The 15860-nt window shown below is 75.2% G+C and carries 9 protein-coding genes; 5 read left to right on the top strand and 4 right to left on the bottom strand.

The features are described from left to right. Nucleotides 1-93: 93 nt before the first annotated feature. A complete protein-coding gene (locus QSK52_RS28610) occupies nt 94-3315 on the bottom strand; it encodes a glycosyl hydrolase 115 family protein (RefSeq protein WP_285739082.1) in 3222 nt (1073 codons plus the stop codon). A gap of 288 nt (nt 3316-3603) precedes the next feature. Here QSK52_RS28610 and QSK52_RS28605 point away from each other — a divergent pair, with 288 nt between their 5' ends. Together QSK52_RS28605 and QSK52_RS28600 are read left to right on the top strand one after the other, a co-directional pair. Beyond that, nucleotides 3604-4614: a hypothetical protein gene (locus QSK52_RS28605; protein ID WP_285739081.1), complete on the top strand. Its 1011-nt coding sequence runs from the start codon at nt 3604-3606 to the stop codon at nt 4612-4614. A gap of 110 nt (nt 4615-4724) precedes the next feature. Then, nucleotides 4725-5441 (top strand): alpha/beta hydrolase, encoded by a 717-nt coding sequence (locus tag QSK52_RS28600; protein WP_285739080.1) that lies wholly within the window; start codon nt 4725-4727, stop codon nt 5439-5441. Between the two features lie 77 nt (nt 5442-5518). Here the strand turns inward: QSK52_RS28600 and QSK52_RS28595 are convergent, their stop codons facing one another. The 3 genes from QSK52_RS28595 to QSK52_RS28585 form a co-directional block, all read right to left on the bottom strand. Then, complete coding sequence (locus tag QSK52_RS28595; protein WP_285739079.1) at nt 5519-8140, bottom strand: glycosyl hydrolase; 2622 nt, start codon at nt 8138-8140, stop codon at nt 5519-5521. Between the two features lie 256 nt (nt 8141-8396). After that, a complete protein-coding gene (locus tag QSK52_RS28590; protein WP_435053396.1) occupies nt 8397-9746 on the bottom strand; it encodes a ricin-type beta-trefoil lectin domain protein in 1350 nt (449 codons plus the stop codon). A gap of 321 nt (nt 9747-10067) precedes the next feature. Further along, a complete protein-coding gene (locus QSK52_RS28585) occupies nt 10068-11084 on the bottom strand; it encodes an Lrp/AsnC family transcriptional regulator (protein WP_285739078.1) in 1017 nt (338 codons plus the stop codon). A 136-nt stretch (nt 11085-11220) separates the two neighbouring features. Here QSK52_RS28585 and QSK52_RS28580 point away from each other — a divergent pair, with 136 nt between their 5' ends. The 3 genes from QSK52_RS28580 to QSK52_RS28570 are packed head-to-tail and all read left to right on the top strand — an operon-like array spanning nt 11221 to nt 15692. Continuing rightward, nucleotides 11221-12576, top strand: a complete 1356-nt coding sequence (locus tag QSK52_RS28580) for a diaminopimelate decarboxylase (protein ID WP_285739077.1) — start codon at nt 11221-11223, stop codon at nt 12574-12576. Then, a complete protein-coding gene (locus tag QSK52_RS28575) occupies nt 12573-14039 on the top strand; it encodes a Na+/H+ antiporter NhaC family protein (RefSeq protein ID WP_285739076.1) in 1467 nt (488 codons plus the stop codon). The genes QSK52_RS28580 and QSK52_RS28575 overlap by 4 nt, the downstream gene beginning before the upstream one ends. A 54-nt stretch (nt 14040-14093) precedes the next feature. Then, nucleotides 14094-15692, top strand: coding sequence for an N-acyl-D-amino-acid deacylase family protein (locus QSK52_RS28570; protein WP_285739075.1), 1599 nt, complete (start codon nt 14094-14096; stop codon nt 15690-15692). Nucleotides 15693-15860: the final 168 nt, after the last annotated feature.

Here is a 15860-nt window from a genome sequence, read left to right as displayed (position 1 = left end):
AATCCGCCGGCCCGGCTGCGGGGAACGGCCGGACGGCGTCCCCGCGGCCGGACCGGCGACCCCCGCGGCCGGGCCGGTGCTCCCCGGCGGGCGTCAGCCGAGGCGGTGGCTCTCCGGCGGGCCGAGCAGGCTCGGGCGCAGGCCGCCGGTGTCGATCACCAGGCGCTGGAGGACGACGGTGGGGTCGACCATCCAGAAGGTGAGGCGGTGCCGGCCGGGGGTGGTGAGGGTGTGCACGGTGGCGCTGCGGCGGACGTTGTCGGAGGTGCCGTAGGCCCACTGGACGTTCATGGTGCCGGAGTCGGCGCCGCTGCGGGCCGTCGTCTCGACGGTCTGCGGGGGCTGGTCGTCGAAGGAGACCGCGTAGGCCGGGCCGCCGGTGGCGAGGGCGTCGTTGCGCGGGGAGAGGTAGGCCCAGACGGTGACCGGGCCGGTGGTGAACAGGGTCACCTGGTACTCCAGGCGCGGCCCGGACCCGCCGGGCACCTGCCGGGGCGCAGTGACGGGCACCGGGGTCACGCCCGCGGTGGTGCGGCCGATGCCGGGGACGGTCTGCCAGGAGACGCCGCCCGCGGAGACGGCCCGGGTGTGGTGCTCGGCGTCGATCGCGACGTAGCCGTTGGCCTCGACGTGCCCGACCCGGATGCTCTTCGAAAGTTTCGGACGGTTGACCACGGCCTTGACGACCACGCTCGCGCCGTCCGGCCCGGTGACGGTGACGGGCACCTCGGTGGTGCCGTACGGGGCGCGGGCCCAGTCGACGGTGAGGACCACCCGCTGCTGCTTGTCGATCCGCCCGGTCGGCCGGTCGGCGGTGAGCCAGGGCGCCCCGGTGGTGACCCGGTAGTCGAAGGGCCGCCTGCCGCGGTTGAACACCTCGACGTACTGCGCGGGTTGGCTCTGGTAGGGGCTGAACTCCGGCAGCACGGCGGGGGTCTGCTCGTGGGGCCACCAGGCGTCGGAGCCGTCGACGGCGACGCCCAGCTCGGCGGTGTCGGGCAGCTCGATCCGGGCGACGGCGGGGAACAGCACGTCGGGGATGGCGACGTTGTCGCGTTCCGGCTGCTGCCAGGGCGCGTTGGGGCCGTAGCGGTCGACGTCGCCGTAGTCGATGTGCGGCTGGGTCTGGAAGCCGTTCCACTTGCCGCCCGCGACGCGGGTGTTGAAGCGTTCGGCGAGCGCGAAGTCGTCGGCGAGCCGGGCCTCGGCCGCGGTGGCGAGGTCGTTGGTCAGGGCCCGGCCCTGCGGCGCGTAGTGCAGGTTGGTGAACTGCGCGGAGCGCAGCGCGTACAGGTTGGCGGTGGCGGCGACCTCGTAGCCGACGAGTTCGTACCAGGCGTCCTGGACGGCGGCGGGCAGGCGGCGGCCGATCCGTTCGGCGTCCGCGGCCAGCTCCTGCCAGCGGGCGGTGACCGTCTCCAGCTCCCGGTAGTCGGTGAGGGAGAAGGGGGTGGCCCGGTCGTCGTAGCGGATGGCGGACGGGTCGGTGGCCGGGTCCTTCGCCGGGTCGACGGTGATCCTGCGGTTGAGCAGCTCGGGCTTGCGGATCGACTGCAACTGGCCGTAGCTGGACAGGAGTTCGGCGATCTGCCGGGCCTGGGCCGGGCCGAAGTTCTGCCGGGCGTACTCGGCCTCCCAGTCGGTGAGCCGCTCCAGCGGCCAACTCTCCGGCTGCCAGGCGTAGTCGAGGAAGAACTGGGTGGGCAGCTCGTTGCCCTTCAGGTCGCCGACGTTGGCGACCCAGAGCGTGCGGTTGCCGTAGGCGTACGACTGGTGGAGCTGCTCCCAGAGGTTGGGCAGGCAGGTGGTGTCGACCCACTTGTAGTTGCGGCCCACGCCGACGTAGTCGAAGTGGTAGTAGAGGCCGTACCCGCCGCCGCGGGCGCCCTCGGCCGGGGCGGGCAGCTTGCGGACGTTGCCCCAGTTGTCGTCGGTGAGCACCACCGTGACGTCGTCCGGCACCCGCAGGCCGCGGTCCCAGTAGCGCTGGACCTCCTTGTAGAGCGTCCAGACCTGCGGGATCGTGGCCGGGTCGCGGCCGGTGACCTCGGCGAGGATGCTCCGCTGGGCGGCGATGATCTCCGTCATCAGCTCGATCCCGTCGCCGTCGGGCAGGCTGACGTCGCCGTTGCCGCGCATCCCGAGGGTGACCACGCCCTCGATGCCCTGCTCGACCATCCGCCGCACGCCGTCCCGCCAGTACGCCTTCACCGCTTCGGCGTTGCGGCGGAACGACCACTCGCCGGTGCCGCCGTACGGGTCGCGCCCGGGGGTGGTGACGTTGCCCGCGGCGTCGCGGACGGCGGGCGTGGCGTGCCGGTTCCACTCCTCGATGCCGCGCATCATCGGGGCCTCGTGCGAGGTGCCCATGACGATGCCGTACGCGGTGGCGGTGGCGTGGTTGAGCGGGTCGTCCTCGGCGAAGGCGCGGCCCCAGACGGCGGGCCACAGGTAGTTGGCGCGCAGCCGCAGCATCACCTCGAAGACCTTGGCGTAGAAGTCGGCGTTGAAGCCGCCGGGGAAGCCGGGCGCCTTGCCGGGGCCGAAGAACGCGGGCGCCCAGGTGCCGAGCGCCGGGTTCTCGTCGTTGATGAACACGCCGCGGTACTTCACCGCGGGCGTGCCCTGGCTGTGCCGGCCCGGCAGCGCGTACACCGCGTCGCGGTGCTGCGGGGGGACGTCGTCCCACCAGTACCAGGGCGAGACGCCCATGCCGCGGGAGGCGTCGTACGCGCCGTAGATCGTGCCGCGCTGGTCGCTGCCCGCGATCACCAGGGCGCGGTCGACCCCCGGCAGCGGGTGCTCGACGACCGCCTGCAGCGAGGTCTCCCAGCGGCCGGCGACGCCGCTCACGTCGAGCCGTCCGGCGGCCACCAGCTGGTCGACCAGCGGGCTGCGGCCGATCGTGCCGACGATCACCGCGGTGCGGCCGGCCGGGACGCTGTCGCGCACCACCGCGGGGCGGACGCCGGTGACGCGTTCCAGGTCGGCCGCCAGGTCGCCGACCACGCGCACCACGCCGGGGTGGTCCGCGCCGCTGACCACGAGCGGGGCGGCGCGGCCGTCCTCGACCAGCGGGAGGCTGCCCGGGCGCGGGGTGAAGGAGATCCAGCCGCCCGGATCGGTGGTCCGCGGGCCGCTGCCGTCGCCGCCCTCCGGGTTGCCGTCGCTGCTGCCGGAGGAGGAGGCGGCGGCCCAGGCCTCGGCGCTCAGGCCGAGGGCCCCGCCGAGCGGGGTGGCGGCGAGGCCGAGCCCCAGCCCCATGCCGAGGGCGGCCCGGCGCCCGGTGGTGAACTGCGGTGCTGGTCGGTTCATGACGGCTCTCCCGACGGCCGAGGTTTCGAAAATTTCGAAACGTTACCTTTATGTTTCGGAGCCACCTTTGGGTACGACCTGACCGGGGGTCAACCCCCTTGCACCGGGAATCTGCGGAAGGACCGCACCCGCCGGAGCCCCGCGCGCCACCGCACGGCGGCCGGCTTCCGCTACAGGCAAGGGAGTTGACGCCGCCGGAGGGAGCCCGGAGCAAGCGGACCTCCGGGGCTGTCACCACCCGCGAGTAGGGTCCGCCGGAAACCCGCAGTCGGCCGCCGGAGGAGCACGATGCCGAGAACCACCCCGCCCCGCCCCGTGGACATCGCTTCCCTGTTCCCGGAGTTGGCGCCGCTGGCCCGGCAGGCCGTCCGCCTCCACCCCCGCGCGGGCCTGCCGTCCGTCCACGACAGCTCCGTCGGCGGGCCGCTGCTGTGGCCCGCCGACGAGGAGTGGCCGACCTGCCCGCAGGAGCACCACCACTGGGAGCCGCCGGTCTCCCTCGACGACGTCCGCCGCGGGCGGGCGCTACTCGAAGCCGCCTGGCTCCGCCACCGCGAGCCGGGCGAGAACCTCCTCACCCCCGAGCAGCGTGCCCACCTCGACGGGCTCAAGGCCGGGCACCCGCCCCACACCGGGCCGAACGCCCTGCTGCCGGTCGCCCAGCTCTACTTCCGCGACGTCCCCGGGCTGACGGGCCCGGAGGGGGCCGACCTCCTGCAGGTGCTCTGGTGCCCCCTCCACCACGACGGCGAAGTGCTCCCCGCGGCCCGCCTGGTCTGGCGGAACGCCGCGGACGTCGGCGCGTTGCTCACCGACCCGCCGGAGCCCGCCGACGTCGAGCACTACGGCCACTACGTTCCCGAACCCTGCGTCCTGCACCCCGAGGTCGTCACGGAGCACCCCGCGCCGCACGAACTCCCGGAGGAACTCGCCGACCGCCTCCACGACTGGGGAGAGGAGCAGGAGCAGGGCCACGGCGGCGCCTCCTACCAGTACGAGCTCTCGGTCGCCCCCGGCTGGAAGGTCGGCGGCTGGGGTCCGTGGAGCTTCCGCGACCCGTGGCCCATGCCCTGCCCGAGCTGCGGCACCGCGTACCGGCCCCTGCTGACCGTCAGCAGCGGGGAGTGGGACGGCGGGAGCGGCAGCTGGATCCCCCTCGAGGACCGCGTCCCTCCGGAGCGCACCGGCCTGCGCCGCCCCTCCAACCCGCCCATGGTGGAGATCGGCCGGGGCTACGACATGCAGATCTACGTCTGCCCCGCCTCCTTCGACCACCCGCACCTCGAGGTCATGCAGTGACCTCGCCGACCTCGTCCCCCCGCGCGGGCTGAATCCTTTTCCCGCTCCAGCGGCTCTTGTGGTCGAGCGGCTGCGCAGTCGGCGCACCGCCCGAACCCCGGGAGCCCCTCGTGACCGTTTCCCCGCCCTCCGTCCCGCCCCGAGGGGTGCTGCTGGTGCACGGCGCCTGGCACACCGGCCGCGCCTGGGACGGCGTCGCGGCCGGACTGCGGGCGCGCGGGGTGGCCGTGGCCGTCGCCGAACTGCACCGCGGGTCGCTGGCCGCCGACACGGCCGCGGCCGAAGCCGCCCTGGACGGACTGGGCGGTGACGGCCCGGTCGTCGCGTGCGGCCACTCCTACGGGGGCGCCGTCATCACCGGCCTCCCGCCGCACAAGGTCGACCACCTCGTGTACCTCGCCGCGATGATGCCCGACCGCGGCGAGACCGTCCTCGGCCTGCTCGCCGGTGCGCCGCCCACCGCCCTGGCGTCCGGCATGGTCGGTGACCCGGCCGGCACCACGACGATCGACCCGCAGGTCGCGGGAGAGCTCTTCCACGGCCGGCTCGACGCAGGGGAGCGCGCCCACCACACCGCCCGGCTCGTCCCCCAGACGATGGCCCCCGGCCACCAGCCGACGACCGCCGCCGCCTGGCGCCGGCGCCCCAGCACCTACGTCGTCTGCACCGAGGACCGGGCCGTGCACCCCGAGCTGCAACGCCGGTTCGCCGCCCGCGCGACCCGCGCGCTCACCTGGCCCAGCGACCACGGCGCCTTCGCCTCGCACGCGCGGGAGACCGTCGACCTGCTCCACCAGCTGGCCACCCGCGGCGCCGCCGACCACTGAGCCACCCGCCCCACCGCAGGTGCCCGGTCCGCTCGTCGGGCGGACCGGGCACCTGCGCTCCGTGGCAGCGGACTCCGTCAGCCCCGGGCGTCGAGGCGGCGCGGGTCGACGGACCAGATGCCGCGGCCGTGGGTGGCGGCGTAGAGCTTCCCGTCGGGGCCGGACCTCAGCTGCATCACCGTGGTGGTGGGCAGGTTGCTGCCGAGCACCTTCCAGTCCTTCTCCCCCGGCGCGCGGTGGAAGGCGGCGAGGTCGGTCCCGAGCGCGAGGCCGCCGTCCGGCAGCAGCCGCAGCGAGTCGGCCGGGACGTCCGGCAGGTTGACGGAGACGTCGACCCAGGTGGTGCCGCCGTCCCGGCTCTCGAAGACGTGGCCGACGCCCGCGCCGGGGCCCTCGGTCCAGGCCCGGGAGAAGCCGCTGAAGGCGACGAACACGTGCTGCGCGTCGGCCGGGTCGACCGCGAGCGAGGACACGTAGCGGTTGGGGAGGGCGCCGCCGACGGGGAGGTCGAGCTGGTGCCAGCCGGTGCCGTCGGCGTTGCCCACCGCGATGCCCCGGGTGAAGCCGCTGTTGTTGCACGGGCCGCACCAGCCCGCGTACACCCGGCCGCCGGAGGAGGCGAGGGCGGTGGCGACGTGACCGGCGCCGAGGTCGTAGGCGGAGGTCCACTCCTCGCCGCTGCGGATGGCGAAGCCCTTGTGCTGCACCCAGACGTGCTGCCCGCCGGCGACCCAGCTCCTGGCGTCCTTCTGGTCGGTGGTGATCGGCGCGATGAAGCGGGCGGCGCCGGTCTCGTTGTCGGGCGGGGCGACCGAGTAGCTGGTGGCCTTGGCGGGGTCGTCGATCCAGGAGCCGTCGTTGACGGCGCAGTTCCGGGTGATCTGGACCGCGAGGTAGACGTACTCCTCGGCGATGTTGCAGCCGTTGTCCGGGTCGACGATGGTGTCGGCGCCGTCGCCGCCGAAGTTCGAGCCCATCACCCTGTCGTGGGAGCGCAGCACGGACTGCCCGTTGTCCTGCAGGCCGCCGCTGACCACGACGCCCCGGCCGGAGGGGTCGGCCGGGTCCTTGCCGACGCCCACCGAGTAGTACTGCAGGGTGTCGATGGTGCCGTCGTTGAGGGACTTCCAGTCCTTGGCGTGGCCGTAGGCGTCCAGCGTGCCGTTGAGCGGGCGGCTGTAGATGCCGCCGTCGTTGCCGACGAGGACGTACGGCTTGCCGCCGCGGCTGCCGACGGCCACCGCGTGCTGGTCGGAGTGGGTGGTGGGCGAGCAGTCGCCGGTCTGCCGGGCCGGGTCGATGGACCAGCAGGCGAAGCCGAAGTTCCAGTACGGGCCGGGGGTGGTCCAGTGGGCGCCGCCGTCCTCGGTCTCGAAGACCTCCTCCAGACCGAGGTAGACGTGGTCGGCGTCGTTCGGGTCGACCTGGAGGAACTGGTTGTACCAGGACTGGATGCCGGGCCGGTAGCCCTCGTCCTGGAGCGCGGAGCCGGAGGCCATCAGCTTGTCCGTGTCGGCGATCGACGTCCACGGGCCGAACGGGGAGCCGGACTTGGAGACGTACACGCCCTGCAGGCCGCTGTCCGGGTCGGTGGCCGTCCTGGTCGGCGACTGCTGGACCGCGTAGTAGCGCGAGCCGTCCTTCGAGCGGGCGAAGGTGACGTTCCCGACGTCACCGGCGCCGGCCGGCATCTCGCCGAGCGAGGTCACCCGCTGCCAACTGCCGTCCGCCGCACGGCTGTAGAAGCCGTTGTAGGTGTCACCACCGCGCCAGCCGACCGCGACCACGACCTTGGAGGGGTCCTTCGGGTCGACGGCGATGTCGTTGGCGATGTTCTTGTACGGGGCGTTGGGCGCCTTGGCGTCGGCGCCGCCGGGCAGGTAGCCGGGGTTCGGGGCGAACTCCAGCGTCCACGGGCCGGACAGGTCCGTGGTGGAGTGGCTCCACACGCCGCGGCTGGTGGCGGCCCACACCCGGTCGCCCGCGAAGCGCAGGGCGTGGATGGTGGTGGACTCCAGCTCCGGCCCGCCGATCCGGTCGCCGGGCCGGAACTCGCCGTTCCGCGGGTCGGCCAGCACGTAGACGCCGGTGCCGACGTACGAGGTGGCACCGGTGTTCGACTCGCCGGTGGCGTACCAGAGCCGGCCCGAGCCGTCGAGGCTCAGCGCGCCGGTGGACAGCGAGGGCAGCTGGTCGGAGACGGCCCGCCAGTGGCCGCCGCCGGTGGACGAGCGGAAGACGCCGCCGTTGGCGCCGCCCGCGTACACGTAGCCGTCGTCGTCCGCCGCGATGCCGGTGATCCGGCCGGTCACCAGGCCGGAGCCGCCGCTGGAGTTCGAGTCGACGTCGCGGTAGCGCGGGTCGTCCGAGTCGTACCGCAGGCCGGTGACGTGGTCCCAGCTGCCGCCGGTGTGCGGCATCGACTGCAGCTGCGCCCAGGCGGCGCCGTACGCACCGGGGGCGACCACGCCGGGCGCCGTGCGCGCCTCGGTGAACTGCTCGGTCGCCTCGGCGGAGTTCTCCGCCTCGTCGCCCTCGTCCTCGCCGCCGCCCTCGGCGGCGGCGGCGGTCGGACCGGACGCGATCCGCTCGGCGTGCCGGTGGCCGGTCTCGGTCAGGTGGCGGACCTGCCACGGCTTCGCGCCGGGCGTGGGGGCGGCGAGCGCCTGGCTGGTGGTCAGACCGAGTGTGGTCAGCATGACGGCACACACGAGCAGTCTGCGTCGTTGCCTGTCGGGCACGGTGCGGGTTCCTCCCAGGAGGGCCGGGCACCCGGTCCGGGCGCCTCGGCCGAGAATCAGCCGAAGCCTCCCGGATCGCGACGGACGGCGTGAAGGGGCGGGGCGTAACGAAAGGTCAAAATCCAATACAGTGAAGGAAGTTGGTAAAAGTTGGCGGAGCCCCGCCCCCGGCTCGACGCCGGGGACGGGGCGGGGCGGGGCGGTTCGGGGCCGGTCAGTTGCGCAGGCTCCACTGCTGGTTGCCCGCGCCCGAGCAGGCCCACAGCTGGACCTTCGTCCCGTTCGCCGTGCCCGTGCCGGCGGCGTCCAGGCACAGGCCCGACTGCACTCCGGTGACGGTGCCGTTGGCGTTGACGTTCCACTGCTGGTTGCTCTGCCCGTTGCAGTCCCAGATCACGACGGCGGTGCCGTTGCCGGTCCCCTGGCCCGAGGCGTCCAGGCACTTGTTGCCGTAGACCACCAGCTGCTTGTTCGCCGTGTAGGTCCACCGCTGGTTGGTGCCGCCGTGGCAGTCCCACAGTTGGGTCTGGGTGCCGTTGCTCGTGGCGGAGCCCGGGACGTCGAGGCAACGGCCCGAGGCCTGGCCCACGATCTCCTGGCCGGTGCTCGGCGGAGTGGAGGTGCCGGAGCCGAACTGGCCGAAGAACTTCCAGACCTCACCGGACGTCCAGGTGCGCCAGCCGTCGCAGGTGCACCCGTCGATCGGGCCGGGGTCGTGGCCCGCCCCGTCGAACGCGGCCCAGACGACCGGGTAGCCGGCCTTGCACCCGGAGTAGGCGGTGACGACGTGCGTCAGGCTGCCGGGGGCCGGCTCGGGCGGGGTCTGCGGGGTGCAGCCGTTGTTCCTGACGAACTGGTCGCGCAGTCCCCTGCCCAGGGAGATCGGCAGGACGTCGTCGCGGAGGCCGTGCAGCCCCATGTAGGCGATCGGCTGCGTACCGCCGTTGCACCCGCTGAGGTTCGCCCCGGCGTAGACCGCGACCGCGCGGAAGACCGTCGCCCGGCTGCAGGCGAGCGCGTAGCTCATCCCGCCGCCGTAGCTGAAACCGGCGGCGAACAGCCGCGTCGTGTCGATGCACAGGCCGGCTTCGAGCTGCCCGGTCAGGTCGTCGACGAAGGTGACGTCCTGGCCGTTGGTGTTGGCCCAGCCGTTGTCGAAGCCCTGCGGCGCGACGAAGACGGTGCCGTTGTTGTCGGCGTCCGCCAGCCGCCGCAGGCCGTAGTAGGACCAGTTGTACCCGTCGGTGCCGCCCGAGTCGACGTCGTTGGCGGTGCCGCCCCGCCAGTGGAACCCGAAGACCAACCGGTAGGCGCGGTTCGGGTCGTAGTTGGCGGGGACCCGCAGGATGTAGCTGCGGGTCTGGCCGCTGCTGGTGATCGTGCGGGCGCCGCTCGTCAGCGGCGCCTTGCCGCAGCCGCTGCTGGCCGCGGTGGCGGTGACCTGCGCGGCAGCCGTGCCCGGAGCGGCGGCCGCACCGGGGCCGGTGCTCAGCGCCGTGCCGAACGCCGCCAGGGCGACCACCACCGGGGCCAACGCACGGGTGAACAGGGAACTGCGTTTCACGGGCTCTTCCTTCACTGTGGGTGGACAGGAGTTCAGGGCTCCGACCTGCGGGTCGTCCGCGGGTCGGTTGAAACGGTCCGTTCGAGCGGGGACGGAACCTCGGTGTTGCGCGCGGGTGGACGCCGCCCGGTGCGCGAAGGCCGGCCAGGGGTGGGGGCCGATGACCGCCAGGCATGTTAGCGCTAACAATCACGCGGAGACGCTCCCCCGTGCAGGCGGGACGCCTCAAGGGCGACGGCCGCAGCCTGCATCACTTGCGCATGCACAGTCAACCCTTCTCACAACGGTCCGGCGTCCCGCGCCGGGCGGTGCACCCACCGGTCACGGCACGGCGGGGCCCGCGTCCGCGTGGCCGACGGCACGGCCGCCCGGCCCGAGCAGCCTGCCGAGCTGTTTGACGGTGCGCAGGCACACCTCGCGCTCCTCGATCCGCACTTCGGGGTGGCGTGACGCCAAAATCGCTTCCTGCGAAGGGAGTTGGTCCAGAGAGCGCAGCCAGAGCATCAGCAGCAGATTGGCCCGGCCGGTGAGCGCGCAGCTGAGGCGGACGTCGGGGAGAACGGCCAAGGCGCGTGCGGTGCGGTCGAGTTCGGCGGCGGGCACGCTGCAACGCAGCACGGCGGTGACCGGCCAGCCGGTGACGGACTGGGCGACCTCGCAGCGCACCCGCAACGCGTCGGTGGCGGTGAGCAGACCGAGGCGGCGCCGGACGGTGGGTTCGCTAGCGCCGGTGCGGGCGGCGAGTTCGGCGAGGGGCGTGCGGCCGTCCTCGCGGAGCAGGGCGTACAGCGGCTCGTCGAGCGGATGGGGTCGCGGCGGGGCCGGGTCGGCGGCGGGGCCGGCCGGTGGCTGGAGGGCCTGGCGCTGGGCGGGTCCGAGGGCGCGCAACCGCCACCGGGTGGGTTCGCCGTGGCCCGCGGTGCGCAGGTCCGCCCGGTGGCGGGCGAGGCCGGGAGCGTGCTCGACGGCGGTGGCCAGGACGGCGGCGAGGTCCTCGGGCGAGCGGGCGGCGACCACGGCGAGCAACGGCCAGCGGCCGGTGAGCTGGTGGAGGTACAGCACCTCGGGGCGGGCGGTGAGGTGGGCGAGGAGGGTGTCGAGCGCGCCGGGGAGCGGGCGCAGCCGGACGTAGGCGAGGCAGAACGCGTGGTGGTAGGCCGGTCCGAGCGCGCAGGTGGTCCAGGCGAGGCCGTGGGTGCGCAGGCGTTCCCAGCGGCGGGCCGCGGTGGCGGGGTCGACGCCGAGGGCGCGGCCGAGCCGGGACCACGGGGCGCGGGGGGTGATCTGGAGCGCGTTGAGCAGTTCCAGGTCGAGTTCGTCGACGGATTCGGGCGGCATTCCGCCAGTCTGCCGCACGGCTCCTGCGGATGAGGCGCCGGTGGGGCTCCATCGTGACGGTATCGGGCGGCGGGTCCGCTCCGGGGTCCGACCTGCCGATGCTGGTCGGACAGGACGAGCGAGAGGCGGGTGGGCGGTGCAGGCGACGGGTGTGGAACGGCGCGCCGAGGTGGTGCGGGCGGCGGTGGCGGCCGGACTGGTCGGCGAGCGGCGGGTGGCGGCGGGCTTCCTGGACGTGGACGGCGTGCGGCGCACGGTGGCCTCGTTGCGGGCGGCCTTCGGCGGGGACGCGCCGGTGCTGCACGCCTTCGCGGTGAAGGCGTGCGCGCTGGTGCCGGTGCTGCGGCTGGTCGCGGACGCGGGGATGGGCTGCGAGGTGGCCAGCCCGGGCGAGTTGGCACTGGCGCTGGCGGCCGGGGTGCCGGCCGACCGGATCGTGCTGGACTCCCCGGCGAAGACCGGCGGGGAGCTGTCCCGGGCGCTGGAGCTGGGTGTCGCCGTCAACGCCGACAACCTGGCGGAGCTGGACCGGATCGCCGCGCTGCGGGCCGCCCGGACGACCTCCTCGGTCCTGGGACTGCGGGTCAATCCGCAGGTCGGCGCGGGCACGATCGGGGCGATGAGCACGGCCTCCGCGCACTCCAAGTTCGGTGCGCCGCTGCGGGACCCGGGGGCCCGGGAACGGGTGCTGGCGGCGTTCGACCGTCACCCGTGGCTGACCCGCCTGCACGTGCACGTGGGGTCGCAGGGCTGCCCGCCGGACCTGATGGCGGCGGGCGTGCGCGCGGCGTGGGAGCTGGCGGAGGAGGTCAACGCCCGGGCCGGACGGCGGCAGGTCACCAGCATCGACCTCGGCGGCGGTCTGCCCGTCGACTTCGGCAGCGACGAGGTGTCCCCGGACTTCGCCGGCTACGCCCGTGGCCTGCGCGCCGCCGTCCCCGGCCTGTTCGACGGGTCGTACGCGCTGGTGACCGAGTTCGGCCGCTCGGTGGTGGCGAAGAACGGCTTCACGGCGGCCCGCGTCGAGTACGCCAAGGAGGTCGGCGGCCGCCGCGTCGCCCTGACCCACGCGGGCGGGCACCTCGCCACCCGCACGGTCCTGATGCCCGACTCCTGGCCGCTGCGGGTGGAGGTGCTACGCCCGGACGGCACGCCGAGCACCGCCGAGCCGGTGGTGCACGACGTCGCGGGCCCGCTCTGCTTCGCGGGCGACCTGGTGGCGCGCGAGCGGCTGCTGCCGCGGATCGAAGCGGCGGACCTGGTGGTGCTGCCGGACACCGGCGGCTACTACACCTCCGCTCCCTGGGCCTACAACAGCGTCCCGCGGCCGGCCGTGCACGCTTTCACCACCGTCGTGGACGGCCGGGTGCGGTTCGCCGAGGTGCGCCGCGAGCAGACCCTGGCGGAGATCGTCGCCGAGGCGGGCGGGGCGCACGCCGACGCCCTGGTCGGTCTCGGCCGCGACGTGCGGGACGGGGGCGCGGCCCGGTGAGCGCCGTCGTCCCGGGGCGGCCGGAGGCGGCGCCGCCGACCGCTTCCCACGGCGCCCCGGCGCGCCGCTGGACCACCGCGGCGGCCGTCGTCGGGGCGCTCGCCGCAGGAGCCGCGGGTCTCGCCGTGCGCCCGCCGACGGTATGGGGCCTGCTGCCGATCGTGCTGTACGCGGTGCTGGCGCTGGCCGGCACGCCCATGGCCCGGGCGACCGGGGCCGCCCTGGTGGCCGCCCTGCTGATGGCCCGTCCGACGCCGGGCGAACTGCTCTCCCTCGGCCTGCACAGCCTCGCCGACCAGGTCGCCCTCATCGGCCTGGTCGCCCTGCTCGGCACGGCGCTCGGCGAGGTGCTCGCCGCGACGGGGGCAGCCGGGGCCCTGGTCGGCGCGGTGCTGCGCCCGCTGGCCGGGCGCGGTCCCCGGGTGCTCCCCCTCGCCGTCTGGGGCACCTGCCTGGTCCTGGTCTTCGCCCTCGGCACCCTGGCCGGCGCCCTCGCGGTGGCCGCGCCCCTGGTCGTCCCGGTCGCCGCGCGGGCCGGCCTGACCCGGTCCACCACCGCCGCGGCCATGTTCCTCGGCGGCTGCTCCGGTCTCGCCCTGGCGCCGTTCGCCGGCTCCAACGTCGCCGTCCTGGACGCCGCCGGGACGAGCTACGGCGGCTACCTCCTGGTCGGCGCCCTGCCGCTCACCGCGGTCTCCCTGGCGGTGGCCCGCGTCGCCCTGCCGCTGATCCAGCGCCGGACCGACCGCCGCCCCGACGAGCACTACCCGGTGCCGCCCGCCCCCGCGTCCTCCGCGCACGCCGCACCGGCACCGTCCGCCCCCGCGTCCTCTCCGGGGGGCGGGCGCGAGCGGTGGGCCGCGACCGCGTTCGCCACGGCGCTCGGGGTCTGCGTGGTCGGCGCCGCCGTCACCCGCACCGGGGCGCTGTTCCCGCTGGCGGCGCTCCCGCTGATGGCCGCGGCCACGGCGCTCGGCGGCGGACTGCGGCCGGGGGCGGCGGCGCGCCGGTTCGCCGTCGGCGCCCGCCGGGGCCTGCCGACCCTGGTCCTCTTCCTCGCCCTGGCCGCGTTCTTCCGCGCCGTGGAACTCCTGCGCCCGTACGACGTGCTGATGGAGCGTTTCGGCGGTCACGCGGCCCAGCTCCCGCCGCTGGGCTTCGCCGTGGTGGTCGCGCTGCTCGGCTGGCTGGCCGTACCGGGCGCCACCGCCGCGCACGTGGTGCTGCTGCACAAGGTGTTCGGGCCGCTCGGCGACTCCCTGGGCCTGAGCCCGGCCGCCTGGACGGTCACCTACCTGTGGGGCTCCAAGGCCGACACCTACGGCCCGTTCCCCAATCCCAACATGCTGGCCGCCCACGGCTTCGCCGGAGCGCGCCGCCTGCGCGTGCTGGTGCTCCTCGGCTGGTCCGTGCTCCTGCCGGCCGCCGCGGTCTACTTCCTCCTGCTCACCGTACTGACCTGACCGGCCGCACGCCGTCCCCTCCCCCGCCCCGACTCCCGAGAGAGCCCGATCGCCATGTCCCGGCACGACCCCAGCCCCCTCCCCTACGACCTGGTCGTCCGCGGCGCCGAGGTGCTCGACGGCACCGGGGCGCCGGCCGTCCGCGCCGACGTCGCCGTCCGCTCCGGCCGGATCGCCGGGGTCGGCGACCTGGTGGGGCGGGCCCGGCGGGAGGTGGACGCCCGCGGGCTGGTGCTGGCGCCCGGGCTGGTCGACCTCCACTCGCACGCCGACCTGACCCTGGCCGGCGCCCCGCAGGCGGAGGGCTGCCTGCGGCAGGGGGTGACCACCGTGGTGACGGGCAACTGCGGGATGTCCCCGTTCCCGGTCGACCCGGCGGCGGGCCCGGGCGTCCTGCCCGGCCCGGGCCCGGACGCCCCGCCGCCGGTCGACCTGGACGCGTTCGCCGCCGCGGTCACCGCCGCCCGCCCGGCGGTCAACCTGGCCGCCCAGGTCGGCCACGGGACGCTCCGCGCGGCGGTGCTCGGCAGCGCGCTGCGCCGGGCCTCGGCGGACGAGCTGGCCGCGATGTGCGAGCTGCTGGGCCGGGCCGCCCGGCAGGGCGCCTTCGGGTTCTCCACCGGCCTGATCTACGCGCCGGGCTCGTTCGCGGACGCGGCCGAGGTCCGGGCGCTGGCCGCCGAGGCGCACCGGCACGGGCTGCTGTACAGCACGCACCTGCGCGACGAGGGCGACGCGCTGCTGCCGGCCCTCACCGAAGCGCTGGACACCGCCCGGGCGACCGGCGTGCGGCTGCAGGTCTCCCACCTGAAGGCGATGGGCCCCGCCAACCACGGCAAGGTCCACGAGGCGCTGGCGCTGATCGACGCGGCCCGCGCGGCGGGCGTGGACGTGGCGACCGACGTCTACCCGTACGCGGCCTCCTCGACCCGGCTGAGCTCGCGGCTGCCCGGCTGGGCGCTGGACGGCGGCACCCCGGAGCTGCTGGCCCGGCTCGCCGATCCGGTCCAACGGGAGCGCATCGGACGGGAGTTGGCGGTGAAGGAGGGCCGGACCTTCCTCCCGGAGGGCACCGTGCTGGCGGCGATGGCTCCGGGGCCGTACGACCGGTACACCGGTGCGACACTGCGCGAGGTGGCACTGGCGGAGGGCGTCGGCGGCGCGGAGGCCGCCCTGCGGGTGCTCGCGGGACACGGCGAGGTGCTGATCGTCAACCACGCGATGGCGGAGGCGGACGTCGCGGCGGTGCTGGCCGGTCCGCACACCGCGGTGGCCAGTGACGGCTGGGAGCTCGACGCCTCCTGCGGGGGCCACCCTCACCCCCGGCACTTCGGCACCTTCGCCCGGGTCCTCGGCGCGGCGGCCCGCGGCGAGGGGCCGCTGACGCTGCCGCAGGCGGTCCACCGGATGACCGGGCTGCCCGCCGACCGGATCGGCCTGGCCGACCGCGGCAGGGTGGCGGTCGGCCGGGTGGCCGACCTGATGGCCTTCGACCCCCGCACCGTCACCGACCGCGCCACCTACGAGCACCCCCTGCGGTACGCGGCGGGCGTCGCCCACGTGCTGGTCGCGGGCGAACCGGTGCTCCTCGACGGCGAACTCACCGGCGCCCGTCCGGGAGCGGTCCTGCGTCGCGCCCGCCCGTCGGCGTGAACCCGGCCCTGCCGGGCGGCCCCTCGGCCCGGGGCCCGGACGGTGGGCCGCCGCCCGCTGTTCGCGCCCCGGCCCCGACGGAGGTGCTCAGCCTGCCGGGCGGGACCGCACCGTCCACGGGTCCTGCGTGACGGCGCCGGCACCGCTTCCACGGCGACGGGCACCGCG

Source organism: Kitasatospora phosalacinea (assembly GCF_030268885.1).
In the GTDB taxonomy this organism is placed as follows: Bacteria; Actinomycetota; Actinomycetes; order Streptomycetales; family Streptomycetaceae; genus Kitasatospora; species Kitasatospora phosalacinea_C.
This window is presented reverse-complemented; position numbering and strand designations above follow the sequence as displayed.

Excerpts from the sequence above, each read along its gene's own strand:
- QSK52_RS28585 (WP_285739078.1), bottom strand. The coding sequence starts at position 11,084 with ATGCCGCCCGAATCCGTCGACGAACTCGACCTGGAACTGCTCAACGCG.
- QSK52_RS28570 (WP_285739075.1), top strand. The coding sequence starts at position 14,094 with ATGTCCCGGCACGACCCCAGCCCCCTCCCCTACGACCTGGTCGTCCGC.
- QSK52_RS28605 (WP_285739081.1), top strand. The coding sequence starts at position 3,604 with ATGCCGAGAACCACCCCGCCCCGCCCCGTGGACATCGCTTCCCTGTTC.
- QSK52_RS28610 (WP_285739082.1), bottom strand. The coding sequence starts at position 3,315 with ATGAACCGACCAGCACCGCAGTTCACCACCGGGCGCCGGGCCGCCCTC.
- QSK52_RS28595 (WP_285739079.1), bottom strand. The coding sequence starts at position 8,140 with ATGCTGACCACACTCGGTCTGACCACCAGCCAGGCGCTCGCCGCCCCC.